Here is a 26,226-nt window from a genome sequence, read left to right on the forward strand (position 1 = left end):
GACCGCGGTGACGTCATGCGGTCGGCGGTCGGGTGGCGCGGCAGCAGCGGTCAGGCAGCGAGTTCGCCGGCCTGGAGTTGCCAGAGGGATGCGTAGAGTCCGTCCCGGGTGAGGAGTTCGTCGTGCGTGCCCTGCTCGGCCACGACTCCACCCCCGTCCATGACGTAGATCCGGTCGGCGTGGCGGACCGTGGAGAGCCGGTGGGCGATGATCACCATGGTCCGGTCGACCGCGAAGACGCGGAGCGTGCGCTGGATGGCGGCCTCGGTCTCGTTGTCCACGGCGGAGGTGGCTTCGTCGAGGATCACGACCGGCGCGTCCTTGAGGATCGCGCGCGCGAGCGCGATCCGCTGCCGCTGGCCGCCCGAGAGGGCGGCGCCGCGTTCGCCGATCACCGTGTCGTAGCCGTCCGGCAAGGCCGCGACGAAGGCGTGTGCCTCGGCCATCATGGCGGCTTCGACCACGGCCTCGTCCGAGGCGCCGAAGCTGCCGTAGCGGATGTTGTCGGCGATGGTGCCGTCGAAGAGGAAGGGGTCCTGGGCGACGAACCCGATCGCGTGACGCAGATCGTGCCGCGGCACGTCGCGCACGTCCCGCCCGTCGAGCAGCACGCTGCCGAACTGCGTGTCATGGAATCGCATCAGCAGCTTGGCGATCGTCGTCTTGCCGGAGCCGGTGGCGCCGACGAGGGCGGTGACCTGCCCGGCGGGGACGGTCAGCGAGAGGTCCTCCAGCGCCGGCGGCCGACCGGGGTAGGCGAAGGTCACGTTGTTGAGGACGATCTCCCCGTGCACCTTCTCGACGTCGAGCGGTCCGCCGGTGCCGTCGGTCTCGACGGGCAGGGCGTGCAGCCGCTGGACGCGGTCGTAGGCGGTGATCGTGCGCTGGTACTGGTCGACGATGCCGCCGAGCCGGGTCATCCGCAGCAGCGCCATCTGAGGCAACCCGATCAGCGGGCTGAACACCTCGAACGGCAGACTGCCGTTGAGCACCGACCGGCCGCCGATCAGCAGGGTTCCGGCCATCGAGCTGGTCGTGCAGACCCGGACGATCTCAGCGTGGCGGATCGTGCTCCGGTCGGTCTGCTGGTTGCTCTCCTGAGCCTCCCCGCTCAGCCGGTCGATGCGCTCGGCCTCGTAGTCCTCGGTGCAGAAGCTCTTGACGGTGGCGCCGGCCTCCAGCGTGTTCACCAGCTGGCTGTGCAGCCTGGCGCGGTGCTCGCCGGAGACGGCGTAGTCGGCCGCGACCTTGTCCTGGTAGTGGAACGACAGCCAGGCGATGACCGGGATGGGCAGGAACGCGATCCACGCGATCTGCGGCGCCAGCAGCAGGAACAGCGGCACCAGGAGGGCCAGGCTGGTGCCCAGTTGCAGCAGGTCGTTGGCCGAGGTGGCGAAGAAGGTGCCCAGCTGGCGGACGTCGTCGGTGAGCGCGCCGGCGATCCGGGTGGTCCGCTCGCCCTCCAGGTGCCGCAGTTCGAGGTGCTGCACGTGGGCGTACGTCCGGTTGCGCCAGTCGTGCTCGATGTCCTGGCCGAGCCGGCGCCACTGGACGTTCGAAGAGTACGAGAGACCCGCCACGGCGGCACAGGCCGCCGCCACCAGTCCTGCCAGACCCCAGAGTTGAGCGGACGCGGTCGTCAGACCGAAGCGGACGAGCGGCGCGGCCTCGCCCTTGATGAGGACCAGCGCGGTCCAGCCGAGGAAGGTGCCGAGCGCCATCTCCGAGACCTGGCAGGCGACCGACAACGCGGAGGCGCGATAGAGACGCCGGCGGTGCGGTCCGACGATCTCCAGCAGGGGGTGTTGTTCGGCGCCGGCTCCGGGCAGGTCCTGGGGCGCGTCTACGGTTCTGCGCCAGGCTTTGCGGACAACGGCCCCGGTCGCCACCGCCACTCCGCCCAGCGCCACTAGTTGCTTGCTCGGTGCCGATCCGCGGATCAGGGCGATGCCGGCCGCCACCCCACCCCCGACGGCAAGCACGGAGCGCACGACGCCGCGGTCCGCGCGCCGGGCCGGCTCGGCGGCGGGCCGTGCCGGGGCCGCACGCCCCGCTCCGGCCGAGCCCTCCACCATCGCGGTGACGGCTTTGCGGACGAGTCCGCCGACGTCCGCGGCTCTCACCCGCGCGTCGTGCCGGACGAGGACCCCGCCGGTGATCGGGCTGGCCTGCGCCTCGGTAATGCCGGGAAGGCGTCGCAGGAGTGCGGCGAGGACTTCGGCCGCCTGAGGCCGTCCGACAACCAGCTTGACGTCCCAGCGCTGGCGGCCCGGAATGACCGAACGCGGACGCACGTCCAAATCCACGGAGCGATATCCGGCTGCGGTAGCCAGCAGATAGGGCATCTACGATCACCTGTTTATGGAGGTCGCAAAAAAAGACCGTGTAGAGCACGACGAATCAATGCGACAGAGTGGAAATTCCGAGAGAAACGAAGTGGCCGGCAGATCCGCGGCCGACCGGCACTCGGGTGCATTTCTCCGAGCCCGCGTGGCGGCCCACGCCGCTGGACAAACCTTTAGCGCGCCTTGCTGCCGCCGGCAGTCGCGCGGATCTTCGGAGCCCTCGCATCGCCCTCGGCCCGGGCGGCGGCCTCATCCTGCTCGGCCTTCGGGGCGCTGCTCTCGGCGGCCTGCCGGCCGTCACCCGGACGGGCTTCGACGTCACCGGCGGCGATCTGCGCCGCCACCATCTCGGCGGCCACCTCGGCCGCAAGGTCATGGATGTTCTCTCCGGCCTCGTGGGTCGCCTTCTTCACCTCATAGGCGAGACTGACAGACGTCTTGACGACGCCGCGCATCAGCGGCTTGAGGAGACGCTTGGCCAGTGGCGCGGCGATGAGACCGATCAGGAAGGGCGGTACTACGGGCGGCATGATGCTCCATCCTCGTTACGCATAGGTGAGATAGGGACCCCCGGGGCACTGCGAACTCCGAAGCAGCACACGGTTGGGCGGATGGAAGCACTCAATTCCAGAATTCGAGATCTCCCCAATGGGTTGAATTCCTCGTCGATGGGTACTATATCCGCTCTTCCATCACCGTAGTCGATCCATGTCCACCGGTGCCAAATAGTCCCGGCTGGTTTCACCCATGTGAGTGCTATTGATCTCCCCGAGCAACATTGATTGCGGTATGCGAACGATCCGCTGGGCTTATTTTCCTACATGCTGAGAATTGTCGAGTTCGCGTGCCACCTACCGCCGCACGGCGGGAAAACAGCGGCCCGCCACCTCCCGGCACGGCTTCGTGGAAGGTCCGCACGTCGAATTCGGCGCGCTGGCCGACCTCCACCCAGACCCGCGGTCGGCCGATCTCCAGGTAGCCCGCGCGGCAGCAAAACGCCCGCCCGGGGCGGCGGCGCTGCCGCTGCTGGGTGGGGCGTCCGGCGTCCGGTCCAGTGGCTGCCGCGCCGTTCGGGTCGGGGCTGGAGCCAGCTGCGCGCCGCGGGAAGGAGCGACCGTGCCGGTCTTTCAGGTCGAACGCGGCGTCGCTTCGAGGCTGTAGCGGTCAGACGGACGAGCAGGGTGTGGCTCGCCGGGGAAGACTTGGCGGGTGTGCCAGTCGCGGTGAGCGGCAGCGGCAGGGCGCGCACCTGGCTGTGGGCTGACGAGTGGACGGCCCGCGAGAACTATGACGTGCTCGCGGGCGGCCGGGCTGTGGTCGACGAAGCGCTGTGAGACCAGGATGCGGCGACCCTCTCCCACGCGAGCATGCCTTTGTCGAGGAGCTTGTGGTGCGGCGTGCGGGGGACCGATGGCTCAGTTGGCAACGGCAGCGAGTTCACCGCACAACTGATGACCTACACCCGAGAAGTCATCGGCGGGTAGCCGCTCTCGCGCACCTTCTGGTCCCAGGTGCGCACGCAGTCGGCGAAGCGCTCCGCCAGCTCGTCCGCGGCCGGGCCGTAGGCGTGGATGAAGAACTCGGTCAGGCGGTCGGCCGGATCCGGGGCGTCCTTGACCTTGCGATAGGTCAGGTAGGCGAGGGAGCCGTCCGACAGCATCGCGGCCGCGTCCTGCTGCTCCACCAGCGTGGAACCTGCCGGGGCGGCCAGGCGGCAGAACCCCGGCAGCGTGGTCGCTGCGTAGACCTGCAGGGTCTCGAAATTGAAGATGCCGCGGACGACGAGGCCTGTGGTGAGTTCGTGCCGCGGCCCGCGCAGCGCCTCCTCCAGCCCGGAGGTATCGCCAGGCTCACCGTCTTCCCACCGCACGGTGACCTCGCAGTCGGCCAGAGGGACGGCGGGGGCGGTACGGGCGGCGGCGCCGCGGTCCCGCACGAACCCGCAGTACGTCCAGTGCTTGCAGTGCAGCACGTCGCCACGCCGGACCAGGGTGAGGGAGCGGGTGAAGCCGCCCATTTCCAGCGGCACCACCAACCGTGCTCCCTCGGCGAGTTGCTCCCGCCAGGCCGGGGCGATGTCCGACGCATTGTGGGTGATCATCACCCCCTCGAACCCCCGGGCGGGGACGTGGCCGGGCGCGCCGAGACCACCGTCGCCGAGGACGGCAGTGACCCGGCCGCTGCCGGCTTCCGCACACAGTCGCTGCGTGCGGTGCACCACGTACGGGTCGACGTCCACGGTCACCACGCGCCCGCGCGGTCCCAGGACGTGCGCCAGGAGCTCGCCGTTGTACCCGCCCGATCCGACTTCCAGCACGGTCATCCCCGGCTCCAGCCGGAGTTGCTCGATCATGTCGGCCTGCAGCCACGCCGCGGAGACGGAGCTGAGCGCGGTCTGGGGCGACTTGCGGACCGTCACCACGGCGAGGTCGTCGTGGTAGGCCGTCTCCAGCGGAGCCTCGGGGACGAACCGGTGCCGGGGAACGTGGCGCAGCGCGGCCTGGACCCGCGCGGAGGGCGCCCAGCCCTTGCCGATCACGATGTCCGCCATCCGCGCGCGCAGCCGCGCGGCCTCGGCCGGCTCCCCGGGCACCTGCGGGCCGACGGCGGAGCGCGCGTAGGAGTGGACGGGCGGCAGGCCCGGCAGCACCCCGGGCCACACCGCGGTGAGTGCCTGGGTGCTGGGCGCAATGATCTTCCCGACTGGGGAAGCGCCAGTATTCGAACCCTGCACTATTCCACCTTGCGACTGCCACAGAGCCATGGGCCCGAGTGGTGAAAGCGACAAGGTGGATGCAAAGAGTGCAATGGCCATCACTCCTAGTGTCGACCCGTTAGGAGTGCAGATGCCGAGTCTTGCCGAGATCAACCTCCAGAAGATCGATGACCACATTGCCACGGTCGGAGCCACCCGTGAAGGCCTGGACCAGGCCTTCATCGAGCATGTCGAGAAGGCGAACGGCGCCTTGGCCCGCTGGAGACGAGAAGGAGGCCATCGCGATCACGAGCGAGGTGCTCGAGCGCCTGGAGAAGACGGAGAGGGGAAGTACGCCCGGCGTGTAGCAGGTCTCTCCTGCGGAGCTGACCCTGACATATGGATGGGCGGCCTTTGGGGCGTGTGTCGAAGTGCTGGCTGCGAAATGGCAAGCGATCACGCCCGATACATAACGGGTGTGTGCTGCAATGGGTGAGTGAAGTTTGAGCATGACAACATGGTCGGTGTCCGCTTGGCCGTGTCGCTGGTGAATCTTGAGGCGGGTGGCTCGTGGCGGGCCGAGGCTCTGGAGCAGCTGCTTGAGCGTCATGCGATTCGTCGTGCGCGCGTCACCGGGTCGGCCGGTGAGGAGATGAGGGTGTGGTCGCGGCGGTTGCGATCCGTTTTCGAGGCCGCCTCGCAGGGCGAACGGTGCGAGACGATCAACGCGCTGCTCGCCGACGGTGCCGGAAGGGTCTATCTGACGACGCACGACGGGTTGCGGCCGCATTTGCACTTCGCGTCGGACGGCAAGGATGTGCAGAGCCGTGTGCGGGCCGTGACCGCGGGAGGGCTGGCCATTTTCACCATGGAGGCCGAGGGCGGGCGGCTGGGGGTGTGTGCGTTGGATTCGTGTCGGCAGGCTTTCGCCGACACCAGCCGCAATGGTCGCCGCGCCTACTGCAGTGCTCGCTGTGCCAACACTGATGCGGTCCGCCGCCACCGTGTGAAGCAGCGCTGACAGCAGTTCCGGCCGTGGGTGCCCGAGGGCTCCGGGCTGTCAGGTGGCGACCAGGGCGGCGACGAGCGGGACGGCCGCGATGCCCAGTAGGGTCTGCGTTGCGGTGATGCCGGCCATCATCGGTGCGTCTCCGCCGAGTTGTCTGGCCATGATGTACGAGGACGATGCGGTGGGCAGGGCCTGGAAGAGCACGGCGACGAGCAGTGCCGACGCCCCGAGGCCGACCCACTGGGCCACCAGGAAGGTCACGGCCGGCATGAGGGCGAACTTCACGGTCGAGGACGTGAGGATCGGGCCCGTCCATGCGCGTGCCTGGCCGAAGTGCAGCGCGGCGCCGATGCACAGCAGTCCCAGCGGCATCGATGCGGCTCCCAGTGACTGGAGGGCCGGCTCGATGCCCGGTGGCAGACCCAGGTCGAGGGCCTGGAGGAGGCCGCCTGCGGCGCAGGCGAGGATGAGCGGATTGGTCACCAATTGGCGGGCGATCCCCGTCAGGCTTAGGCGGGCGCCGCCGAACCGGGCGAAGATGAGGACGCACAGCACGTTGACCGTAGGCACGATCGCGGCGTTGCAGACGGCGGCGATGGCCACGCCCTGGGTGCCGTACAGGCCGGAGGCGATGGTCACGCCGATGTAGTTGTTGAATCGGATGCTGCCCTGGAAGACCGAGGTGAAGCCGTCACCGGGCAGCCGCATCAGGGGCCGCAGGGCGACGACCAGCGCGGCGACCGCCACGGTGGAGGCGACCAGGACCCCGGTCAGGGTTGCCACCGGAAGGTCGTGGGTGTCGGCCGTCGCCAGGCCGTGCAGGAACAACGCCGGCAACAGCACCCGGTAGCCGAGGCGTTCAGCCCCGGACCAGAAACTCTCCTCCTGGATCATCGTCCGCTTGAGGGAGAAACCGAGGCCGATCAGCAGGACGACCGGCATCAGGGCCTTGAGCGTCAGCGCGATCACGAGGCCGCCTTGTTCAGGACGTCGACGACGGTGCGGCAGCCGGCTTCCAGCGTGGTGATACCGGTGGCGAAGGAGAGCCGCAGATGGCCCGGTGCGCCGAAGGCGCTGCCCGGCACCGTTGCGCATCCCGCCTCCAGGAGCGCGTCCGCCACCGCGAGATCGTCACCGGTCGCAAGGCGCGGGAAGAGGTAGAACGCGCCGTCGGGCGCCACCGTGTCCAGGTGCCGGCTCTGCCGCAGGATCGCCAGCGCGGCATCGCGTCGGCGGCGGTAGACCGCCCGCCGCTGCGCCAACACCTCCTGGGTCCCCTCCAGCGCGGCGACGGCCGCCAGCTGACTCACGGCCGCCGTCTGCGTGCAGTTCTGCGTCTGCACGGCGGTGATACGGCGCACGAGGTCGGACGGGCCCAGTCCCCAGCCGACCCGCCAGCCGGTCATCGCGTACGCCTTGGAGACGCCGTCGACGAGCAGGATCCGCTCCCGCAGATCCGGCGCGATCTGCGCAAGGCTGACGTACTCCTGATCGCCGTAGCGGATGTGGGCGTAGATCTCGTCGGACAGGATCGTGACCGCGGGATGCGGCCTCAATACCTCGGCGAGGACCGCCAGTTCCTCATGGCTGTAGGTGGCACCGGAGGGATTGCCAGGAGCGTTCAGCACGACCCAGCGCGTCCGTGCGGTGATGGCCGCCTGCAGCGCATGCGCAGTGAGCCTGAAGCCCGACTCGGCCGGGCAGTCGACGACCACCGGCAGGCCGCCGCACGGGCGGACCATGTCGGGGTAGCTCGCCCAGTACGGTGCCGGGACGATCACCTCGTCCCCCGGCCATAGGGTGGCGAAGAACGCGTTGAAGATGACCTGCTTGGCACCGCACCCCACCGCCACCTCGGCGTCCGTGTACTCCAGTCCGCGATCTCGTTCGTGCGCGTGCAGCACGGCCCGGCGCAGTTCGGGCAGGCCGTTGGCGGGGTTGTAGCCGAGCACGCGGCCGGCCGCTTCCCGGGCTGCGGCGATCACATGATCCGGCGGGGCGAAGTCGGGCTCACCGAGCGTGAGGTCGACGATGTGGCGGCCCTGCGCGCGCTGCTCGGCCGCGCGGCGGGCCATCTCCAGGATGGGCGATCCAGAAGGCATCCCTGGGCATCCGGTCACCGCTCATCCCTCCCGAAGGGGAACGACAGCTGCGTACGGCCGGTGGTCAGCTTGTGCCGCAGGGGCAGATGTCCCGGGGCACCGAGTATCGAGGCAGGCATGCAGACAGACTGATGTAACTGTGCGGGGCACTACAACCATTACATGGCAGCCTCAGGAGCATTGCGAAAGTGCTGGTCACAGCCACTCGTTGATCGGGCCGCATGGCGCTGCGGAGCGTCATCGCACGGGCCTGCCTTGATCGCGACCGACATGGGCCGCTGCCGCTGCTCAAGGGCCAAGTGCAACTTGGTGCTCAGGCCGCCGCACAAGGAAGGAGAACCAGCGCAGTGCAGCGGAAAGACCAGGTTCACGGCCTGCTCTTCCTCGCGCACCGACCAGCGAGGCCGGCTGGTCGAGCCCATTCACCTCGGGTGGCAGCCTCCGCTCCACGGGCACGTCCTTCTCGCGGCCCTGTCGGCACTGCCGACAGGGCCGTTTCAAGCAGGCGTTCGAGTTTTGCTCGGTAAGGCACCTTTCGTTGGTCCGTCAAGATTCCTCCGACGGACCCGCATCGTCGTCCGTGCAGGCAGTGAGGTAGTCCGCCCAGCTGTCCTGGGCGAACCGAGCCCACCTGTGCGCGCTGGTAGCGCTGACGCCGAAGAGGTCACTGATCACGATGGGAGGAAGGTCGGCCACGGCTTCGAGCATGGCGGTGGTGTTGCGCGCGCTGATGACTTGTAGGCCGTGTCCCCGCAGCTTGTTCACGATCCTCTGCGCAGTGATCGGACGGTGGGCGGGCGAGCCCGGCAGCAAGTAGGTGGGGCGACCGTCCTGTGGCGGCCGGACCATGGAGCAGACCGTCGGTCGTGCGACCTGTTCCTCGATGAGCAGTGCCAGCTTGGGCGGCGGCAGGAGGACGGGGTTCCGTTCGATGGTGAGGTAGGCGTCGTCCCTAGTGCGTTCGAACCGGTCAGTGGTCAGTTCGACCAGGCGAACAACGAGCAGGGCATAGAGCCCGATCGGCCCGCCCGCGATTCGGACGTCGAGCGGGAGTTCGTCGTCATTCAGGCAGCGTTTCAGTTGTTCGTTCAGTGCGGTCTCGGTGATGAACCGGGATGGAAGGCCGGTTCTCTCTGCCGTGATGCCCATCTTGTTGGTGAGTCGCCGGGCACCGGTCCATCGGATGAAGGCTCCGATCGACCTCTGGAGTGTGGGGTGAGTGGTGAGCCAGAGATCCAGGTCCTCCTGGCCGGCCGCGGCCAGGTCGAGCTGGTTCTCATCTAGCCAGTTCAGGAAGTCGATCGCGGCACGGATGTCCTTGCGATCGCCGGTGGCGGCGCCGACGGTGTATCGGCCACGGGTCGACCGGCGTCGTGCGGCGCGGATGATGTTCCACTCAGCGAAGTGACGGATGATCTTCATCTGATGCTGCGGAAGGCGCGCCAGGACCTCGGCAGACACCGGTGCCGCCCGGGTCACCGAGGACGTCGAGTCCGCGGACCTCAGCAGCGTCGCTGGCACGCCGACGTTCTTCGTCAACGGCCGCCGACATCACGGCGCCTACGACATCACGAGCCTGTCCGCCGCTGTCCGGGCCGCCCGTGAGCGCGCGGCTGCCTCGGCCTGACCGCGGCCTGACCGCGGACTGCTTCCGCTTCACCGATCTGGGCTGGATCGATGCCAGGGCGCGTCGGGGCGGGTGGGGAGCGCGTCGGCGGTGAGCTGGATCGCGTACACCGGGCGCTCGCCGGGGACGGTACCGAGGTAGGTGTGGCCGGTCATGTGGCACCAGGCGGGCAGGTCGAGGGGGGCTGCGGGGTCGGTGGCGATGACGTGGACGACGGTGCCGGGCGGTGCGCTGTCGATCTCCTGGCGGAGTCGGAGGAGGAGAGTGACGCAGAGCAGGCCCGTGCCGTCGACGGTCAGGTCGGCTTCAGCGGGTGGGGATGGATGGTTCATCGGCTGCTCGCGGTAGGGGTGCCGGGACGGAGGGACGGGTCCGGGGGCAGGTCCAGGCCGCGGGAGGTGACCGGCCGGGCGCTGCCGTCGGCAAGGCGATAGGTCAGGCCGACGACTGCGGTGCGTCCGGCGGTGACCTGGTCAGCCAGTTCCCGGGAGCGTTCCATGAGGAAGTCGACGGTGTGGCGCACGTGGGCGGCGATGAAACCGTCGTCGTCGCGCACGCCGGCGGCCCGGGCGGCCAGCACACTGGGGGTCACTCGCTCGATCACGTCCCGAAGGTACCCGCGGGACGTCGTACCGTCCGCCACGGCGGCGCGGGTCGCCGCGACCGCACCGCAGGCGTCGTGGCCGAGGACCACGACGAGTGGGCAGGCTGAGCAGCACGCCTTCTTGCAGGTCCACTGTGTCGGGATCACCGTTCCAGCGGCCCGCGTAGACCTGGATCGGAACGGCGAGCCCGTCCACGCTCGTAGCCTCCTCCACGGCGTACGGCGTACGGCGTACGGCGTCAGGTGCGGGACTTTCAGGCCGGGGGCTTCCTCGGCGAGCTCCCGCCGCAAGGTCGCCTCCAGGCAGGGGTCGCCCGTCTCGCGGCCGCCGCCCATGAGGGCGAACACCCCTGGCTCCCAGATGCCCTTGCGCTGATCCCTCAGATGAAGCAGGTAGCGACCGAGGCCGTCGTGGATCAGGGCGGACGTGTTGACGGGCTCCGGCTGCCCGTCGAGGCCATGGGCCTCAGCGCTCAGGAGCTTGGCGCGCAGCGTCGGGGACCTCACGTCGGCGAACGGCAACCACTGGGCGCCGGAGACCTCCTCGTCCTGCAACGCGAGCAGCGGCGGTTGCCCTTGTGGCGTCAGGCACAGGTCCGCGGGGCGGAGCCCGGTTTCCTCGCACACTTCCCGCAGGGCCGCAGCCAGAAGAGTCCGGTCATCCTCGACGTGGCCACCTGGTCGATCTGAGTTGGACGGCATGGTTGCCTCCAGGCACGTAAGGCACGTTCTTGGTCTGCGTGTGAGGTAGCTTCTGGCCGTTTCTCTTTCGGAGCACCTCGCTGACTAGATGACGATGGCGGTGAGGTGTCCCGAAAGAAGCACCCTGGAGCCGTTTCGAAATCCAGTGGATCCTCCGCCGCGGGCGAGGCAGAATCCGCGGGGAACCGGGGCGAGGGGGAGCTTGTTTGGACGTGTTCGCATGTGCCGTGTGTGGCACGGAGCTGACGGCGCCGGTGTCTCGGGTCGTCCTCCCTGTCCATACCCACCACGGGGGGTGGGAGGAACTCCATCCTCCTCTGATGGAGCCCGGGACGTACGCCGTCGATCCCCGGCCCACCGGACCGCCCTGGCGGTTGTGGGAGGAGGTCGGAGAGGACGGGGCTGCCCGGCAGGGCGTGTACGCGCCGGTGTACTCCGTCTCCTTCGGCGCGCGGAACAGGATCGTCATCGCCCCCGGCGACTCCCGGTCCATGGCCCTGATCCCCGAGAAGTGCGAGGGGTACTGCAAGGGTGTGGACGGCCGGGCCGGCCCCAATCTTGCGTGCGAGGGGTGCGGGCGGGGCGTCGCGACCCGCATGGACGACTGCGGAGTGTGGCAGACGGTGTGGCTGGAGCCCGACGCGGTCGTACGCCGCCCTTCGGGGCTCCCCGCCGGTCCACCTCCCGACTGGGACGACCTGGAGCGCGCCGAGCACCGCGTCCCACCCGTCGAACCCGACGGGTCGTGGAGCCGCCGCTGGGAGGCGGCGGTCGGGGTCGCGCTGGCCCACCTCGTGGCGGCCACCGAAGGCCGTCCGGTGACCCTCCCCGTCGGCCCCGTCGCTGAGCTGCTCGGCCACGCCGTCGGTCGGTACCTCCCGGGCGGGCCCGGTGCCCGGTCCGTGGGGCTGGCCGGGCCGGGGATCCGCACACCCCGACTCCGTCCCGACGTCCTCCTCGTGCCCCGCCACCCCTTCACGGGCGCGCCTTGGCGCCAGCCTGGCGACGAGGGGGCTGTGGTGCCGCTGGACAGCGGGGTCTGGGCGTACCTCGCCCACCCGGGCGAGACCTCACCGATGCCTGCGACCGGGGTGCTCCCGGCGGGCGTCCTGCGCGACGACTACCCTCTGCCGCCGCGCCCCTGGTACCCGCTGACACCCCACCACCGCGCCTTCGAGTACACCCTGTTCGGGCTGCCCGCCGTACGTTCACCCCGACTGCGCAGGTATCGCGACGCGTACCGCTAGGTGTTTTCGGTTCGGATCATGCGCCGGAGGCTTGCCCGGGCGGCGAGGAGATCGTCGTTGGTTTCGGCGAGTCTCCGTTCGAGATCTTGCTTTTTATGTTGGAGCCGGGTGAGCCGGCTGTTCAGTTCCTGGTTTTGGGTTGTCAGCTCACCGATCCGTTGCGTGAGGTCGGTGGCTTGTAGCTGGTCGAGTTGTCGGCCGAGCTGGCGCTGCAGTGCTTCCTTGAGGTCGCTGACTTGGCCACGGAGTCGTTGGTTGTCGGCGCGTAGAACTTCCAGGTCGGTGCGTGTGTTCATGGCGCCGCTCGCTGACCGTGATCCTGCGCCGCTGGTCGCGGTGCGGGCTTGCTGGGGGCGGGCGGCTTCGATGTGCTCGCGGACGCCGGGGGCGTAGACGAGCCAGGTCGAGACGCCCGCTGCCTTGGCGACCGCGGTGAAGGTGACCGCCTCGCCGCGGGTGAGGAGGGCATCGAGGGTGTGCAGGACCCGAGCGCGTTTGTTGTGGCTGTCTTTGCGGCGGGCTTCTCGCAGCACCTGGCCGGGGGTTCGTGGACTGGTCATGAGGCCCCCTGGTCGCGGTTGATGACGGTGAGCGGGAGCAAGGTGTGGCCGTCGGCGGCGCGGGCTTTGCGTAGGATCTGTGCGGCTTCTTCGATCTCGGTCTTCTGGTCGGCGGGGAGGCCTGGCTGCGCGAGCACACCCGGCTGCCGCTCGTTCTCAAGGGCATCCTCGACCCGGCGGACGCCGACCGGGCGGCCGCTTGCGGGGCCGATGGCATCGTGGTCTCCAACCACGGCGGCCGCCAGCTCGACGGGGCGCTGCCCGCCCTCGACGCCCTGCCCGCGGTCGTCGACGCCGTCGCCGGACGCTGCGGGATCCTCCTCGACAGCGGCGTCCGCACGGGCCCCGACGTCCTCAAGGCCCTGGCCCTCGGCGCCTCCGGCGTGCTGCTCGGCCGCCCCGTGCTCTGGGGACTGGCAGCCGGGGGAGAGGCGGGCGTCGCCAAGGTCCTCACCCTGCTCCGCGAGGAGCTGGAGAACGCCCTCGCCCTCGCGGGCTGCCCCGACCTGGCCTCCGTCGCACGCCTGCGCACGGTGCGTGCTCCGGGCGGTGAGCTGCGGTGATCACCCTGGACGCACTGCACCCGGCCGTCGGCGACCCGCTCCTGTCCTCGATGAACTTCCTCAACGAGGTGGCCGGTCGCCACCCGGAGGCCCTCTCGCTGGCCGCGGACACCCCGAACGAGGGCTTCTACGACGTCGAGGACATCCACCGGGCCCTGCAGGTCTTCTGCGATCACCTGCGTACGGAATCCGGCCGCAGCGAGGAGCAGGTGCGTCGCACCCTGCTCCAGTACGGCCGCACGAAGGGCATCATCCACGAGCTGATCGCCCGTCAACTCGCGTCCGACGAGGGCGTCCACGTGGACCCGGAGTCGATCCTGGTCACCACGGGCTGCCAGGAGGCGCTCTTCCTCACGCTGCGCCTGCTGCGCCGGGACGAACGGGACGTGCTGCTCGCCGTGAACCCGGCCTACATCGGGGTCACCGGTGCTGCCCGGCTGCTGGACCTGCCGGTCCACCCGGTCGCGGAGGGCCCGGACGGCATCGACCTGGCAGACCTGGCCGAGCGCATCGGCAAGGCCCGCGCGAAGCGTGGCAGAACGCATCCGACCGCTTCGGCAAGGTCGAGGGTTACGACGGCGACCGTCTTCCCGCGCCCGCCCTTCCCGACGTCACCATCGCACCACGCAAAAACCCGACGCGCCACTGAAAGGCATACGATGACGCAGCCCGCCGCCGCTCCGACTGTCCAGCGAGTGGACTCCAAACACCGTTACGAAATCCTGGTCGACGGCAAAACCGCAGGCCTCACCGCGTACCGGGACCGCGACGACCAGCGCGTTTTCTACCACACCGAAATCGACGATGCCTTCGCCGGACAGGGCCTGGCCTCGATACTCGTACAGCAGGCGTTGAGCGACGTACGCACCTCGGGGAAGCGCATCGTGCCGGTCTGCCCCTACGTGGCGAAGTTCCTCAAGAAGCATGACGAGTTCGCGGTCATCACCGACCCCGTGACCCCCGAGGTCCTGCAGTGGCTGGAAACCGTGCGGTCTCACTGACCACCGGTGCCGCCACCATCTCCGCCGCCGTCGGAACGTTCGGACCGGCGGCGGAGCGGGACCGGTGTCTCTGGCAGGGCGGAATCGCGCGGTCGGTCGGCCTCGCGGCCGGGAGCGGGATGGAAAGCCCAGCCCCGCCGCGGGTGGCACCGAGGCGGTGCCACCCGCAGTGGGGGCGTGACTCACCGGGCTGTCGGGTGGCCGCAGCGGAACAGCGGGGCGTGGGTGTCGAAGGGTACGTCCTCGCGGGCGGCCTCGACGGCGGCCATGGAGGAGGGGAGGTCGAACGGAAGAGATCCGGGTATCGCCGCCTTCGCGAGGGCCGCGTCGAGTATGAGGTCGTCGTCGGCGCCGAACTCGCCGATGAGGAGGGCGGCGTGGTCGGCGAGCGGGGTGAGGACGGCGGGGCGGTCGAGGTGGACGGCGAAGCAGGTGGGCACGGTGGCGGCGAGGGAGCGCAGACGCTCCGACTCCTCCTGCGGGAATTCCAGGGAGCCGCTGTGGAAGAACTGCTCCATGAAGCCCTCCCGCTTCTCGTACGGTGCGGCGATCCGGACGATGGCGGCGTCCGCGTCCTCGGCCCGCTCCACGACGGTGCCGTAGCGGGCGGCGACGGCCGGATCGATTCCCTCTGTGTACAGCCGCTGCCCGGCGACCGGCTGCCCGGCGAGGTGGACCAGTGACCGCTGCTGGACCCGGCGGCCGAGTTCGACGCCGGCCGTAGCGCCGACTCGTTCGATGGCAGCGTCCGGGTCGACGTACGGGTCGTCGAAGAGGCCGAGGCGGAACTTGTCGCGCAGAATGCGGCGGGCCGACTCGTCGATCCTCGCCTCGCTGACCGCGCCGGAGCGCACCGCGTCCAGGATCAGTTCGGGGTCGGTCTCGCCGCCGAGCTGGTCGGCGCCGGCGTCCAGGGTCAGTACGACCTGCTCGGCCACCGACAGCTCCTCGACGCCCCAGTGGCGCGGCGGCAGGGTGGTGATGCCGGGGATGTGGTTGCCGGTGATGGCGTTGAAGTCGGTGCAGACGACGCCGTCGAAGCCGTACCGGCCGCGCAGCAGGCCGGTGATGACGTCCCGGTTGAAGTTGGCGCCGACCTCGGACAGGCCCGTCCCCGAGGGGATCGCGTACGCGGGCATGATCTGCGCCGTGCCGGCCTCGAAGGCGGCCTCGAAGGGCCGCAGGTGGTGCTCGAACTCGCCGCCGGGGTAGACGAGTCGGCGGCCGGCGGCGAAGTGCGAGTCTTCGCCACGTGCCTGGGGGCCGCCGCCGGGGAAGTGCTTGGTCATGCAGGCGATGCTGTCCGGCCCGATCCGCTCCCCCTGGAGTCCGCGAATGTAGGCGGCGATCATCCGGCACGCGCGGTCGGCGTCCTCACCGAAGGTGCCGCTGATACGGGCCCATCGCGGTTCGGTGGCGAGGTCGGCCATCGGGTGGATGGCGACCCGAATCCCGACGGCGCGCAGTTCCCGGCCGATCAGGGCGGCGTACTCCTCGACCAGCGCGGGGTCGTCGGTCGCCGTGAGGCCGATCGGCTCGGGGCCTGCACTGAAGCCGCCGCCGATGTGCGCGGTGGCGGGGTTGGCGGTGAAGCCGTGCCGGGGGTCGGAGGAGAGGGTGACAGGGATGCCGAGACGTTCGGCTGCGGCGAGGTCCTGGACGTGGTTGTTCCACTCGGCCATCGTGCGGGCGTCGGGGACGGCCATCATGGCGAAGGCGGTGAGGCCCCGTTCGGTGATCAGTTCGGCGCCGGACGGGACCGTGGCACCGGGCAGGGCCGGGCGGGCGTTCCCGGCGAGCATCCGCCCGTGGCACATCAGGGCGGCCTTCTCGGCGAGGGTCATCCGGCTCACCAGGTCCTCGACACGTTCCTCGACCGGCAGCCGGGGGTCCTCGTAGGGCTCCATGGTGCCGTTGTGGTTGAGGTCGCGGAACGGTGTGCCGTCGTGGTGGCGCAGCGTCAGCATGCGATGGCCTCCTTGAAGGTCTTGGAGCGGAAGGCGGCCAGGCTGTCTGCGGTGGAACCGCAGGCGGTGAGGAAGGCGGCGGCGCCGCCGTGACGGGTACGAATGAGATCGAGGAAGACGGTCATCGCCTCGGCGGGAGCCGCCAGCAGCGGAGTGGGGGTCGCTCCGCGGGCGGCGGGGTCGTTGAGAGCGGCGGGGTGGCGCTCTGCCAGGTTGGCGAAGATCTGTGGCAAGGCCTCATTGGTGCGGGCGTAGTCGGCGACGATCGCCTCGGCGGGCACGCCGAGCAGGTCGAGCAGCAGTGCGGTGACCAGGCCGGTGCGGTCCTTGCCGGCGGCGCAGTGCAGCAGGACACCACCGGGGCGCGCGGCGGCTTCGACCGCGGCGGTGACGGCATCGGGCGACTGTTCGGCCAGCAGGAGGTAGAAGGCGCCGAGATCTGCGGCGGTGGTCATGGTCCGCATGGCCCCCATGATGGTGTCGGTGGCGGGATCCATCCGGGCGGCTATGACTGTGATTCCCGCGGCCTCGGCGGCGGCCCAGTCGGCGGGCTCGCACTCGGCGATGCTCCGCAGGTCGACGACGGTGCGGATGCCGTGGTCGCCCAGCAGGGTGAGCGTGGTGTGGTCAGCGTGGGGGAAGGGCTGGGCGGAGCGGTAGAGCACGCCCGGACGGATCCGCTTGCCCTCGGGGTCGGTGCCGAGGATGGGGTCGCGGAAATTGACCAGGGACATAAAAGGGCCTTTCGGGAGGATCTGGACGTTTGAGAGAAGGGGGTAGTACGAGAGGGCGGTGCGAGAGAAGGTGAACGGCTACGCAGGCCCCCGGCAGCGGCCCGGGTCGGTCACTGGCCGGAGCGCAGGACTTCCCGGTACGCCTCGCTCCAGGCGGTCGGCAGTGCGGTCCCGGAGTCGATCACCACGTGGCGCCGGATCATTCCGGTGAGCATCGCGCCGAGAGCCAGGGGGCGCAGGTCCGTGTGCGGGTCGACGCCGAGTCGCTCACCGGCGATGGTCGCAGCCTGCTGTCCGAAGTCGTCGATCAGGATCAGGGCGTAGTCGCGGACGGAGCGGACCTCCAGGAAGCGGCGACGCAGCCGGCGGCGGCGGGTGGTGTGATCGGCAGGCTCCTCCAGGCGGCCGTCGGTGATGGTCACGGCGTGGTCGAACGCATCCCAAAGACCGAGATCGGCGGGTGCCTTGGCGAAAGCGCCGAGGATGACCTGACCGAAGTCGTAGCCGAAGAGCAGGGCCTCTTTGGTGGCGTAATAGCGGAAGAAGGTGCGGTGGGCGACGTCGGCCCGGCGGCAGATCTGGTCGACCGTGGTGCGTTCGAAGCCCTGCTCCTCGAAGAGGTCCAACGCCGCCGTACGGATGGTCTCGCGGGTGCGCGCCTTCTTGCGGTCGCGCATTCCCAGCTCCGCCACGGGGCCCGTCTCCTGCATCGGTCTGCCGCTCCTCGTCGTGTGCCCGTCGCCGGGCGGTTGTCGTGACGGTGGGTCTACGCCGCCACGAGCAGTACCGAACCATGCCCGGCAAGGCCCGCTCAAGGCGCGCGCCAAGTCTTCGGCGGCCCATCACGGGAAGTTTGCACAACTGCCTTTTGGCAGTACTGCCAGTTCCGAAATGGTGTGGGCGTCGGCAGCCCCCCGTGCTGCCGTCCGCCCCCTGTGATCCGAGGAACCAGAGGAACCATGAAGCGACACAAGCACGTTCTGGCAGCGACGACCTGCGCGCTCGCCGTCACCCTGACCGCCGGAGCCTGCACGGCGTCCGACGACGCGGTGTCCGGCGGTGGCCCCGCCAAGGCCGCTGCGACCGACGGGCCGGCGGTCGACGGCGGAACCCTCAAGGTCGGTCTGGACCGGCCGTTCACCAAGCTCGATCCGGCCGACGGCACACTGACCTCGATGCCGATGATGGTCCTGGCCAACGCGCTGTACGACCCGCTGATGGTCAACGGCGACAACGGCGTCGTGCAGCCCTACCTGGCCAAGTCGTTCACCTCCAACGCGGACGCCACCGGCTGGACCCTTCAGCTGCGCGAGGGCGTGAAGTTCAGCGACGGGAAGCCGCTGGACGCCCAAGCGGTCGTCGACCACGTGAAGCGTCTTGCCAAGCCGGAGAGCAAGTGCTCCTGCGCCGCCGACGCGGCGACCATCGGCGGGCTGAAGGCGAACGGCCCCACCACCGTCGACTTCACCCTCAAGGCACCCAACTCCGCCTTCCCCGGCCTCTTCACCCGCTCGCTCGGCTACATCTCCGAGACCCCCAACGGTGAGGGAGCGGCGGTCGGATCCGGTCCGTACACCGTGGAGAGCGTCCAGCCGGGCGTCTCGGTCACCGTGGCGCGCAACCCCGCCTACTGGGGGGCCAAGGGGCACGCCGACAAGATCGTCTACCAGGTGCTGCCGGACTCCGACAGCCGCTACCAGTCCCTGCGCTCCGGCGATGCCGACCTGATCTGGACCGAGACCCCAGCCCAGTTCAAGCAGGCCGCCGGCGACGGCCTGCGCACCGCCACCGGGCCCGGCTCCACCTCCACCGTCCTGTTCAACACCAAGGCCGCACCTTTCGACGACCCCCGTGTGCGCCAGGCGCTCCAGTACGCCGTCGACTGCGAGGCCGTGGAGAAGGTCGTCTTCCTCGGCCAGGGAACGGTCTCCGACGGCCCGATCGGCTCCCGCTCCCCGTACCACGCCGCGAACACCTACCCGGCCCACGACCCGGCGAAGGCCCGCACCCTGCTCGCAGAGGCCGGCCACCCGGACCTCTCCTTCGACTACCTGGTCGACAACCGCCCCGAGGCCCAGCAGCGAGCCACCGTGCTCCAGCAGATGTTCGCGGAGGTCGGGGTGAAGATGACCATCAAGCCAATGGACGCCGCAGGCCTGGGCACCGCGATGTTTCAGCGCAAGTTCCAGGTGATGGATTTCGTCACGAGCATGTTCGGTGACACCGACTCCGCGCTGAACAGCCTCTACACCACCAACTCGCCTTACAACTTCACCGGCTACAGCAAGCCGGAGGCCGAGCAGGCGATCGCGGCCGGACGCGCCGAGCTGGATGCCGCCAAGCGCGGCGCCGCCTACAACGAGGCCGCCAAGGCGATCGTCGCGGATGCCCCGATGCTCTTCCTCGCCGAGAATCCGGCCGGTTTCCTCGCCTCCGCCGAGATCGGCGGACTGCCCGACCTGTCCAGGCGGACCGTCGTCAACGTCTCCCCGGCCGGCCTGTGGGTGAAGAAGTGACGTCCCGGATTCTCGGCGCCGCCGGGCGGCTCGGCCGCGCGGCCGCCGTCCTGCTGCTGGTCACCCTCGCCGCGCTCACCCTTCCGCACCTGATGCCCGGATCCCCTGCGCTCGCCGCGCTCGGGCCCACCGCCACCCCCGAGCAGGTCACCGCGTACGAGGCGAAGCTGGGGCTGGACGAGAACGTGCTCGCCGCCACCTGGCGCTGGCTCGGCGACGCCCTGCACGGCAACCTCGGGCACTCGCTGAGCACCGGCGCCCCGGTCACCACCGAGCTGGCCGACCGGATCCCGGTCACACTCGAACTCTTCGTCGCCGCCCAGCTGGTGGCGCTCTGCCTGGCCCTGCCGGTGGCCCTGCTGTCGGCCTGGCGGCCCGGCGGACCGGTGGACCGGATCGCCACCGCGGGGGCGTTCGTCTGGCTCGCCGTACCCGGCTTCGTGCTCGGCCTGTTGCTGATCTGGATCGCCGCCGTCCAGCTGCGGATCCTGCCCGCCACCGGCTGGACGCCGTTCACCGAGGACCCGGTGGAAAACCTGAGGCACCTGGTGCTGCCCGCACTCACCCTCGGCCTCACCGAGGCCGCCGTCTTCACCCGCACCCTGCGCGGCCAACTGCTCGACACCCTCGACCAGACGTACGTCGCCGCTGCCCGCAGCCGCGGCATGGGCACCACGCGGCTGCTGCTGCGGCGCGCACTTCGGCCGTCCTCGCTGCCGTTGGTCACCCTGATCGGGATCGGCATCGGGACGTCGCTGGGCGGCTCGGTGCTGGTGGAAACGCTGTTCGGGGTACCGGGTGTCGGAAGCCTCGCCGCGGGCTCCATCAACGCCCGCGACTTTCCCGTCATCCAGGCCGTCACGGTGGTCAGCGCCGCCGCCGTCGTCGCCGCCACCCTCGCGGTGGACCTGCTGTACCGCAAGCTCGACCCGAGGATCGCCCATGACCACCGCTGACACCACCCTGGCGAAGCCCGCCGGCACCGCCCGTCCGGCCCGGCGGCAGCCTCCGGCCGGCGTCCTCGCTGCAGGCGCCTGGCTCGGCGTGGTCGCACTCGCCGCGCTGGTGCTGCCGCTGCTGCCCGGATTCGACCCGCTGCACGGAGATTTCACCGCCCCCTCCGCCCCGCCCGGCCCGGGCCACTGGCTGGGCACCGACGCCTCCGGCCGCGACGTCCTCCAGCGCACCGCCGCCGGCGCTCGCGCCTCCTTCGCGGTCGCCGCGCTGACCATCGGCGTCGGCCTCATCGGGGGCGGAGCACTCGGCCTCGCCGCCGGCTGGTTCCGCGGCCCGGTCGACAAGGTCATCGGCTTCGCCACCGACCTGCTGATGTCCGTACCCACGCTGATCCTGGTGATGATCGTGGTGTCCCTGCGCGGCCCCAGCCTGCCCGTGATCGGCGCATTGATCGGCCTGTTCACCGTCCCGCACTTCACCCGCGTGGTCCGGGCGGTCGTTCTCGCGCTCAGCGAGCGCGGCTTCGTGCAGGCCGCCCGCATGATCGGCACCGCCCCGCTGCGCATCCTGCGCCGCGAGATCGTCCCGCACGTCGCACCGGCCTCACTCACCTTCGCCTTCACGGCGACCACGGTCGCCATCGTCGCCGAGGGATCGCTCAGCTTCCTCGGCTTCGGGCTGCGTCCGCCGGAACCGTCCTGGGGCGGCGTCATCGCCGAGGGCCGTACCACCCTCGGCAGCGCGCCCTGGATCTCACTCGCCCCCGCCGCCGTGCTCTGCCTGACCGTCCTCGCCCTCAACTACCTCGGCGAACAGCTGCGTTCGCCCGCGCCGAAGGGAGTACGCGCATGACCGCCCCGGTGCTGGACGTCCGCTCGCTCGACACCACCCTGGACACCCCCGACGGCCGCTCGTTGCACATCCTGCACGGCATCAACCTCACCATCGACGCCGGCGAATGCCTCGGCGTGGTCGGCGAGTCCGGCTCCGGCAAGTCCGTCCTCGCCCGCACCGTCCTCGGCGTTCACCCCCGCACCACCCCGGTCGCCACCACCGGGCAGATTCTGTTTCAGGGCGAGGAACTGCTCGCCGCCACTCCCGACCGACGCGCCGAACTCCTCGGCAATGGCATCGCGATGGTCCACCAGGACCCGATGACCTCGCTCAACCCCGTCATCCGGATCGCCGACCAGATCACCGAATCGATCACCAACCGGCGCCGGCTCTCACGCCGCGCCCGCCGCGAGACCGCCACCGAACTCCTCGCAGCCGTCGACGTCCCCGACCCGGCCCGGCGGGCCCGCGCCTACCCGCATGAGCTCTCCGGCGGTCTGCGCCAGCGCGCCGGTATCGCGGCAGCCCTGGCCGGTTCCCCCGCCCTGCTGCTCGCCGACGAACCCACCACCGCCCTCGACGTCACCGTCCAGCGCACCGTCCTCGACCTGCTCGACCGCCACCGTGAGACCCGCGGCCTGGCCACCCTGCTGATCACCCACGACATCGGCCTGCTCTACGGGCGGGCCCGGCGGATCGCGGTCATGTACGGCGGCCGAATCGTCGAGACCGGACCCACCGAGGTGGTCACCGAACGCCCCGCCCACCCGTACACCGCCGCGCTGCTGCGCTCCGTTCCTCGCGTCACCGGACCACTGAGGCGCACCCTGCCTGCCATCCCCGGCTCGCCACCGGACCTCTCCCACCCAGCCGCGGGCTGCCCGTTCGCACCGCGCTGCGAACGCGCCCAGGCCGTCTGCACCACGGCGGCGGCCGCCGTCCACCTGGCCGGTCCCGGGCACACCGCCAGCTGCCACTTCCCCCTGACCATGTCGGAGAACGCCGCATGACCGCCGTCCTGCACGCCACCGGACTCTCCGTGGTCCACCGCACCCGATCCGGGCCACTGCACGCCGTCAGCGAGGTCGACCTGACCCTGCGCGAGCGCCGCACCCTCGCTCTGGTCGGCGAGTCCGGCTCCGGCAAGAGCAGCATCGCCAAGGCCCTGCTGCGCCTGCCCCCGCCCACTGCCGGCACCGTCACCCTCGACGGCACCGACCTCGCCACACTCACACCCCGCGCCCTGCGCGCGCTGCGTCCCCGAATGCAGATGGTCTTCCAGGACCCGCTCTCGTCACTCAACCCACGCCGCCGGGTCAGCGATCTGGTTGCCGAACCGCTCGACGCCCACCCGGATCCGGCGCGTGACCGCGCGGCCGTCGTGGAACGACAACTGGACGCGGTGGGCCTCCCGCCCGCCCTGTTCGGCGACCGCCGCCCCGGCCAGCTCTCCGGTGGTCAGGCCCAGCGGGTCGCCATTGCCCGGGCGCTCGCCGCAGAACCCCGCGTACTGAACGCTGACGAAGCGGTCTCCGCACTGGACGTCTCCGCCCAGGCCACCGTGCTCAACCTGCTTCGTCGGCTCACCGAGGAACGCGGCCTGGCAAGCCTGTTCATCTCGCACGACCTCGGCGTGGTGCGGGCGGTCAGCGACGACGTCGCCGTGCTCCAACTCGGCCGGCTCTGTGAACAGGGCCCAACGGAGGAGGTGCTCGCCGCCCCCGCCCACCCCTACACCGCCGCCCTGCTCGCCGCCGTCCCCGAACCCGGCCGCCCCCTCGGCGACACCGGCCTGCTCCCCGCCGACCCGCCGTCCCCGCTGGCCCCGCCCTCCGGCTGCCGCTTCCGAACCCGCTGCCCACTCGCCGACGCCCGCTGCTCAGCAGAGGCACCCGCGATGCGTGAGGTGGCCCCGGGCCGCACAGCCGCGTGCCACCGGCCGTTGATCTCCTGAGCAGCGCGCGAGCGGTGGGCCGGCCCCTTCGGCGGTGCCGGTCGAGGGACCCTTCGCGTTGGCCGACGGCTCGCCCGGCGGGTGGGGCGTCGACCACATCTGCTCCAGGCCCGGCGCGCCGCGGACTTCCACCAGGCCTCTGTGGACGGACGTTTGCCGGACCACGCGGCGAAAGCCCCGGCGTCGCTCCACGAGACGTGGACGACCGGGTGGGCCCCGCGGTCGGCGATGTCACTGCTGGGGCCCTCGGAGCGGTTCCGGGCGGCCCCTTCGACGCCACACCACCCCCGCACGACGAGCGGCACGTAGCCTGTCTCCTTCTCCGATCACACGGCCTATCGTTGAAGAATGAGCAAAGTTGAGCATGAGACCGGTCCCCAGGGGCTGCTTGTGTGCCCGGTTTGCAAGCACCCCGTGGACCCCACCATCATGAGGCGGCACAAGACTCTCGGAGTCTTCGTGCCCGTGCGGGGCCCGGGCCCCTGCCACAACCCCGACTGCCCCGAATACCTGGAGGAGCCGGAGCGCAGCAGCCCCCAGGACCACTGACACCAGGACAGGACACCAGGCCGACGAACGACGCTCGCGGCCCGGAAGGGTGGCTCACGGTGAGCGTCCGAATTCCGTACTCGTCATGCCGGTGATCAACCTGACTCCGGTCAGGCCAAGAGAACGTGGAAGACACGGTGACAGACCACCGGTGATCGGCTACCTCGTCTGAGTCCTGCATTTCGGCGCCATCTCGGGGTATCGCCGAGGCAAGCCCAAAAGGGGACCATGGCATGATCTTGAAGCCCTGACCGCCCAGCCCGTCACCCGTTCGGCTCAACGTCACCGGGGGCCGGTCAGGCAGTGGGTCGGCGTGGTCTGTGACCAGGCGGAGGCCCGCAGGATCGCCGAGCAGTCGATCCGCAGGGAGTCAGCGGGCGAAGAACCGCCTGGCGGACCTGATCGACATCTCGCTGGAGAAGGCGGTGGAGGCCGGGCTGGAGCTGCCGGCGTTCTCCATCTTCGCGCGATGGCCTCGAAGATCCGGGGCGAGGTGAACGCCTCGATCTGCGCGGGCATCCACGACCGGATTCGCGCTCGCGCCCGCCGCGTCTACCGGGCGACCGAGGCGGGGTGGACAGCGCCGGCCGAGGACCGGCGCGCGCTGGCGGAGCCGGCCCGCGAGGTCCTGCCCACCGAGGACCGGCCCCGCCCGAAACCTGCCCGCCGCTCAGGCGCGGCGGGCGAGGGCCTTTCGCAGACCGTAGGCGGCGGCACCGGCCGTGATCAGCGCGGCCCCCCACAGCACCGAGGCGAGTGGGAGGGCGAACGCCAGGACCAGGCAGCCGACTGTCCCGACGATCGGCACGATCCGGGCGGGGCGGCCCTCGGAGGGGGGCAAGGTCCAGGCGGAGGCGTTGGCGATGGCGTAGTAGGCCAGCACGCCGAAGGAGGAGAAGCCGATCGCGCCCCGCACGTCCGTGGTGGCGGCCAGGACGGCGACGAGGGCCCCGACCGCGAGCTCGGCGCGGTGCGGGACCTGGAACCGGGGGTGGACGGCGGCCAGGGCGTGCGGCAGGTGCCGGTCGCGGGCCATCGCCAGAGTGGTGCGCGAGACACCGAGGATCAGCGCGAGCAGTGAGCCGAGCGCCGCGACGGCCGCCCCGACCCGCACCACCGGGGCAAGCCCGGGGACGCCCGCGGCACGTACGGCCTCGGCGAGCGGGGCGGCGGTGTGGGCGAGCCGGTCCGGACCGAGCACCGCGAGCACGGACACGGCGACGGCCGTGTACACCACCAGGGTGATGCCGAGTGCGGTCGGGATCGCGCGGGGGATGGTCCGCCGGGGGTCCCGGACCTCCTCGCCCAGAGTGGCGATGCGCGCGTAGCCGGCGAAGGCGAAGAACAGCAGCCCGGCCGCCTGCAGCACCCCGCCGAAGGTGGCGTCCGCCTCCACGTTCAGCCGCGAGGTATCGGACGCGCCGCCGCACACACAGGCGGCGACCACGGTGGCGAGCATGGCCAGGACGACCGCGACGATCCCGCGCGTCAGCCACGCGGACTTCTGCACGCCGACGTAGTTCACTGCGGTCAGCGCCACCACCGCGGCAACCGCGACTGTGTGCGCTTGCCCCGGCCACACGTACGAGCCGACGGTGAGGGCCATCGCTGCACAGGAGGCGGTCTTGCCGACCACGAAGCCCCAGCCGGCCAGGTAGCCCCAGAAGTCCCCGAGCCGCTCGCGACCGTAGACGTACGTACCCCCCGACTGCGGGTAGCGGGCGGCCAGGCGGGCGGAGGATGTGGCGTTGCAGTACGCCACCACCGCGGCCAGCGTCAGACCCAGCAGCAGTCCGGAGCCGGCCACACCGGCAGCCGGGGCGAGCGCGGCGAAAATCCCCGCGCCGATCATCGACCCGAGCCCGATCACCACGGCGTCGAACACACCCAGATGCCGCCCGAGCTTCCCCGCTTCGGTAGACGCCGACGTTGCCCCCATCGCTCGCTCCTCGACCACGGCCCCACGAGCCATTACGGACTCGGATATCGGCGCACGGTATAGGAACAAGGTGTCGAGCAGGTGACGCTGCCCGCGAATCGCGGAACGCGGTCCGTGCACCACAGGTGTTGGACTGGCCAAGGTCTCTCCGACCGCTTTTGAGCTGCGTGAATTCGCAGCGCATGCTCGCGGCGCTCTCGAGAGACGTCGCAGACTTCGGCTGCTCGGGCGCCGGGTCGAGCAGGGGCACGCTGTGGAACACGACGCCAGCACCCAAGGGCCCGCTTCGCGTGGCAGCACCAAGACATACGTCGCCCAGCT

Annotated in this window: 24 protein-coding genes and 5 pseudogenes; 12 read left to right on the forward strand and 17 right to left on the reverse strand. The window is 70.5% G+C overall.

What is annotated here, in order from left to right:
• Positions 1–50: 50 nt before the first annotated feature.
• The 5 genes and pseudogenes from NRF20_RS42405 to NRF20_RS42425 all read right to left on the reverse strand — a co-directional run bounded on the left by NRF20_RS42405 (position 51) and on the right by NRF20_RS42425 (position 5,551).
• The gene (locus NRF20_RS42405; protein WP_413754281.1) at positions 51–2,294 is read right to left on the reverse strand and encodes an ATP-binding cassette domain-containing protein; all 2,244 of its coding nucleotides are present in this window, start codon (positions 2,292–2,294) and stop codon (positions 51–53) included.
• 224 nt (positions 2,295–2,518) lie between these two features.
• The gene (locus NRF20_RS42410; protein WP_398633455.1) at positions 2,519–2,875 is read right to left on the reverse strand and encodes a DUF5132 domain-containing protein; all 357 of its coding nucleotides are present in this window, start codon (positions 2,873–2,875) and stop codon (positions 2,519–2,521) included.
• 597 nt (positions 2,876–3,472) lie between these two features.
• Positions 3,473–3,738 (reverse strand): annotated as a pseudogene (locus NRF20_RS42415) (hypothetical protein); the annotation flags it as partial.
• Positions 3,739–3,801: 63 nt separating this feature from the next.
• Positions 3,802–5,079: a methyltransferase, FxLD system gene (gene fxlM / locus NRF20_RS42420; protein WP_398633456.1), complete on the reverse strand. Its 1,278-nt coding sequence runs from the start codon at positions 5,077–5,079 to the stop codon at positions 3,802–3,804.
• A gap of 100 nt (positions 5,080–5,179) precedes the next feature.
• Complete coding sequence (locus NRF20_RS42425) at positions 5,180–5,551, reverse strand: hypothetical protein (protein ID WP_398633457.1); 372 nt, start codon at positions 5,549–5,551, stop codon at positions 5,180–5,182.
• A 6-nt stretch (positions 5,552–5,557) separates the two neighbouring features.
• Between NRF20_RS42425 and NRF20_RS42430 the strand changes: the two genes are divergently transcribed.
• The gene (locus NRF20_RS42430) at positions 5,558–6,061 is read left to right on the forward strand and encodes a CGNR zinc finger domain-containing protein (RefSeq protein ID WP_398633458.1); all 504 of its coding nucleotides are present in this window, start codon (positions 5,558–5,560) and stop codon (positions 6,059–6,061) included.
• Between the two features lie 39 nt (positions 6,062–6,100).
• Here NRF20_RS42430 and NRF20_RS42435 read toward each other — a convergent pair whose 3' ends face one another.
• From NRF20_RS42435 to NRF20_RS42445, 3 genes are all read right to left on the reverse strand, one after another.
• Positions 6,101–7,018: an AEC family transporter gene (locus tag NRF20_RS42435; RefSeq protein WP_398633459.1), complete on the reverse strand. Its 918-nt coding sequence runs from the start codon at positions 7,016–7,018 to the stop codon at positions 6,101–6,103.
• Positions 7,015–8,151: a pyridoxal phosphate-dependent aminotransferase gene (locus tag NRF20_RS42440; protein WP_413754282.1), complete on the reverse strand. Its 1,137-nt coding sequence runs from the start codon at positions 8,149–8,151 to the stop codon at positions 7,015–7,017. Before NRF20_RS42440 ends, NRF20_RS42435 begins: the two co-directional genes overlap by 4 nt.
• Positions 8,152–8,697: 546 nt before the next feature.
• A complete protein-coding gene (locus NRF20_RS42445; RefSeq protein WP_413754283.1) occupies positions 8,698–9,672 on the reverse strand; it encodes a hypothetical protein in 975 nt (324 codons plus the stop codon).
• On the opposite strand from NRF20_RS42445, the pseudogene NRF20_RS42450 reads away from it, so the two are divergent.
• Positions 9,614–9,778 (forward strand): annotated as a pseudogene (locus tag NRF20_RS42450) (DsbA family protein); the annotation flags it as partial. The gene NRF20_RS42445 and the pseudogene NRF20_RS42450 sit on opposite strands and share 59 nt — an antisense overlap.
• A 29-nt stretch (positions 9,779–9,807) precedes the next feature.
• On the opposite strand, the gene NRF20_RS42455 reads toward NRF20_RS42450, so the two are convergent.
• Both NRF20_RS42455 and NRF20_RS42460 read right to left on the reverse strand, forming a co-directional pair.
• Positions 9,808–10,110, reverse strand: coding sequence for a sulfurtransferase TusA family protein (locus NRF20_RS42455; protein ID WP_398633462.1), 303 nt, complete (start codon positions 10,108–10,110; stop codon positions 9,808–9,810).
• Positions 10,107–11,084, reverse strand: a complete 978-nt coding sequence (locus NRF20_RS42460; RefSeq protein WP_398633463.1) for an NUDIX domain-containing protein — start codon at positions 11,082–11,084, stop codon at positions 10,107–10,109. Before NRF20_RS42460 ends, NRF20_RS42455 begins: the two co-directional genes overlap by 4 nt.
• Positions 11,085–11,290: 206 nt before the next feature.
• Here NRF20_RS42460 and NRF20_RS42465 point away from each other — a divergent pair, with 206 nt between their 5' ends.
• On the forward strand, positions 11,291–12,331 hold the full coding sequence (locus NRF20_RS42465) for a hypothetical protein (RefSeq protein ID WP_398633464.1): 1,041 nt from the start codon (positions 11,291–11,293) through the stop codon (positions 12,329–12,331).
• On the opposite strand, the gene NRF20_RS42470 is transcribed toward NRF20_RS42465, so the two are convergent.
• Positions 12,328–12,864: a DUF6262 family protein gene (locus NRF20_RS42470; protein ID WP_398633465.1), complete on the reverse strand. Its 537-nt coding sequence runs from the start codon at positions 12,862–12,864 to the stop codon at positions 12,328–12,330. The two genes, NRF20_RS42465 and NRF20_RS42470, sit on opposite strands and share 4 nt — an antisense overlap.
• Before the next feature lie 23 nt (positions 12,865–12,887).
• Entirely contained in the window at positions 12,888–13,124 is a 237-nt protein-coding gene (locus NRF20_RS42475) for a hypothetical protein (protein WP_398633466.1), read from the reverse strand.
• Here NRF20_RS42475 and NRF20_RS42480 point away from each other — a divergent pair.
• From NRF20_RS42480 to NRF20_RS42490, 3 genes and pseudogenes are all read left to right on the forward strand, one after another.
• Positions 13,011–13,454, forward strand: a pseudogene (locus tag NRF20_RS42480) (alpha-hydroxy-acid oxidizing protein); the annotation flags it as partial. The gene NRF20_RS42475 and the pseudogene NRF20_RS42480 overlap by 114 nt on opposite strands.
• Before the next feature lie 50 nt (positions 13,455–13,504).
• A pseudogene (locus NRF20_RS42485) lies at positions 13,505–13,924 on the forward strand (aminotransferase class I/II-fold pyridoxal phosphate-dependent enzyme); the annotation flags it as partial.
• Between the two features lie 189 nt (positions 13,925–14,113).
• Entirely contained in the window at positions 14,114–14,455 is a 342-nt protein-coding gene (locus NRF20_RS42490) for a GNAT family N-acetyltransferase (RefSeq protein ID WP_398633508.1), read from the forward strand.
• 182 nt (positions 14,456–14,637) lie between these two features.
• Here the strand turns inward: NRF20_RS42490 and NRF20_RS42495 are convergent, their stop codons facing one another.
• From NRF20_RS42495 to NRF20_RS42505, 3 genes are all read right to left on the reverse strand, one after another.
• Positions 14,638–16,422: a glycoside hydrolase family 3 protein gene (locus tag NRF20_RS42495; protein WP_398633467.1), complete on the reverse strand. Its 1,785-nt coding sequence runs from the start codon at positions 16,420–16,422 to the stop codon at positions 14,638–14,640.
• Complete coding sequence (locus tag NRF20_RS42500) at positions 16,416–17,156, reverse strand: tyrosine-protein phosphatase (RefSeq protein WP_398633468.1); 741 nt, start codon at positions 17,154–17,156, stop codon at positions 16,416–16,418. Before NRF20_RS42500 ends, NRF20_RS42495 begins: the two co-directional genes overlap by 7 nt.
• Before the next feature lie 110 nt (positions 17,157–17,266).
• The gene (locus NRF20_RS42505) at positions 17,267–17,866 is read right to left on the reverse strand and encodes a TetR family transcriptional regulator (RefSeq protein WP_398633469.1); all 600 of its coding nucleotides are present in this window, start codon (positions 17,864–17,866) and stop codon (positions 17,267–17,269) included.
• Positions 17,867–18,115: 249 nt separating this feature from the next.
• Between NRF20_RS42505 and NRF20_RS42510 the strand changes: the two genes are divergently transcribed.
• The 5 genes from NRF20_RS42510 to NRF20_RS42530 are packed head-to-tail and all read left to right on the forward strand — an operon-like array spanning position 18,116 to position 23,417.
• Positions 18,116–19,672, forward strand: coding sequence for an ABC transporter substrate-binding protein (locus NRF20_RS42510; protein ID WP_413754284.1), 1,557 nt, complete (start codon positions 18,116–18,118; stop codon positions 19,670–19,672).
• On the forward strand, positions 19,669–20,628 hold the full coding sequence (locus NRF20_RS42515; protein WP_398633471.1) for an ABC transporter permease: 960 nt from the start codon (positions 19,669–19,671) through the stop codon (positions 20,626–20,628). Before NRF20_RS42510 ends, NRF20_RS42515 begins: the two co-directional genes overlap by 4 nt.
• Positions 20,615–21,481 carry an ABC transporter permease gene (locus tag NRF20_RS42520; RefSeq protein WP_398633472.1) on the forward strand — a complete coding sequence of 289 codons (867 nt, stop codon included), beginning with the start codon at positions 20,615–20,617 and terminating at the stop codon, positions 21,479–21,481. Before NRF20_RS42515 ends, NRF20_RS42520 begins: the two co-directional genes overlap by 14 nt.
• On the forward strand, positions 21,478–22,473 hold the full coding sequence (locus NRF20_RS42525) for an ABC transporter ATP-binding protein (RefSeq protein WP_398633473.1): 996 nt from the start codon (positions 21,478–21,480) through the stop codon (positions 22,471–22,473). The genes NRF20_RS42520 and NRF20_RS42525 overlap by 4 nt, the downstream gene beginning before the upstream one ends.
• Positions 22,470–23,417 carry an oligopeptide/dipeptide ABC transporter ATP-binding protein gene (locus tag NRF20_RS42530; protein WP_413754285.1) on the forward strand — a complete coding sequence of 316 codons (948 nt, stop codon included), beginning with the start codon at positions 22,470–22,472 and terminating at the stop codon, positions 23,415–23,417. The genes NRF20_RS42525 and NRF20_RS42530 overlap by 4 nt, the downstream gene beginning before the upstream one ends.
• A gap of 65 nt (positions 23,418–23,482) precedes the next feature.
• On the opposite strand, the pseudogene NRF20_RS42535 reads toward NRF20_RS42530, so the two are convergent.
• A pseudogene (locus tag NRF20_RS42535) lies at positions 23,483–23,722 on the reverse strand (SUMF1/EgtB/PvdO family nonheme iron enzyme); the annotation flags it as partial.
• 43 nt (positions 23,723–23,765) lie between these two features.
• On the opposite strand from NRF20_RS42535, the gene NRF20_RS42540 reads away from it, so the two are divergent.
• Positions 23,766–23,966, forward strand: a complete 201-nt coding sequence (locus tag NRF20_RS42540; RefSeq protein WP_398633475.1) for a hypothetical protein — start codon at positions 23,766–23,768, stop codon at positions 23,964–23,966.
• Between the two features lie 670 nt (positions 23,967–24,636).
• Here the strand turns inward: NRF20_RS42540 and NRF20_RS42545 are convergent.
• Positions 24,637–25,905: an APC family permease gene (locus NRF20_RS42545; protein ID WP_413754286.1), complete on the reverse strand. Its 1,269-nt coding sequence runs from the start codon at positions 25,903–25,905 to the stop codon at positions 24,637–24,639.
• Positions 25,906–26,226: the final 321 nt, after the last annotated feature.

Source organism: Streptomyces sp. R-74717 (genome assembly GCF_047305335.1).
Taxonomy (GTDB): Bacteria; Actinomycetota; Actinomycetes; order Streptomycetales; family Streptomycetaceae; genus Streptomyces; species Streptomyces atratus.

Excerpts from the sequence above, each read along its gene's own strand:
- NRF20_RS42410 (WP_398633455.1), bottom strand. The coding sequence starts at position 2,875 with ATGCCGCCCGTAGTACCGCCCTTCCTGATCGGTCTCATCGCCGCGCCA.
- NRF20_RS42425 (WP_398633457.1), bottom strand. The coding sequence starts at position 5,551 with ATGCTCAAACTTCACTCACCCATTGCAGCACACACCCGTTATGTATCG.
- NRF20_RS42430 (WP_398633458.1), top strand. The coding sequence starts at position 5,558 with ATGGTCGGTGTCCGCTTGGCCGTGTCGCTGGTGAATCTTGAGGCGGGT.
- NRF20_RS42440 (WP_413754282.1), bottom strand. The coding sequence starts at position 8,151 with ATGCCTTCTGGATCGCCCATCCTGGAGATGGCCCGCCGCGCGGCCGAG.
- NRF20_RS42455 (WP_398633462.1), bottom strand. The coding sequence starts at position 10,110 with ATGAACCATCCATCCCCACCCGCTGAAGCCGACCTGACCGTCGACGGC.
- NRF20_RS42460 (WP_398633463.1), bottom strand. The coding sequence starts at position 11,084 with ATGCCGTCCAACTCAGATCGACCAGGTGGCCACGTCGAGGATGACCGG.
- NRF20_RS42490 (WP_398633508.1), top strand. The coding sequence starts at position 14,114 with ATGACGCAGCCCGCCGCCGCTCCGACTGTCCAGCGAGTGGACTCCAAA.
- NRF20_RS42495 (WP_398633467.1), bottom strand. The coding sequence starts at position 16,422 with ATGCTGACGCTGCGCCACCACGACGGCACACCGTTCCGCGACCTCAAC.
- NRF20_RS42500 (WP_398633468.1), bottom strand. The coding sequence starts at position 17,156 with ATGTCCCTGGTCAATTTCCGCGACCCCATCCTCGGCACCGACCCCGAG.
- NRF20_RS42505 (WP_398633469.1), bottom strand. The coding sequence starts at position 17,866 with ATGCAGGAGACGGGCCCCGTGGCGGAGCTGGGAATGCGCGACCGCAAG.
- NRF20_RS42510 (WP_413754284.1), top strand. The coding sequence starts at position 18,116 with ATGAAGCGACACAAGCACGTTCTGGCAGCGACGACCTGCGCGCTCGCC.
- NRF20_RS42520 (WP_398633472.1), top strand. The coding sequence starts at position 20,615 with ATGACCACCGCTGACACCACCCTGGCGAAGCCCGCCGGCACCGCCCGT.
- NRF20_RS42525 (WP_398633473.1), top strand. The coding sequence starts at position 21,478 with ATGACCGCCCCGGTGCTGGACGTCCGCTCGCTCGACACCACCCTGGAC.
- NRF20_RS42530 (WP_413754285.1), top strand. The coding sequence starts at position 22,470 with ATGACCGCCGTCCTGCACGCCACCGGACTCTCCGTGGTCCACCGCACC.
- NRF20_RS42540 (WP_398633475.1), top strand. The coding sequence starts at position 23,766 with ATGAGCAAAGTTGAGCATGAGACCGGTCCCCAGGGGCTGCTTGTGTGC.
- NRF20_RS42545 (WP_413754286.1), bottom strand. The coding sequence starts at position 25,905 with ATGGGGGCAACGTCGGCGTCTACCGAAGCGGGGAAGCTCGGGCGGCAT.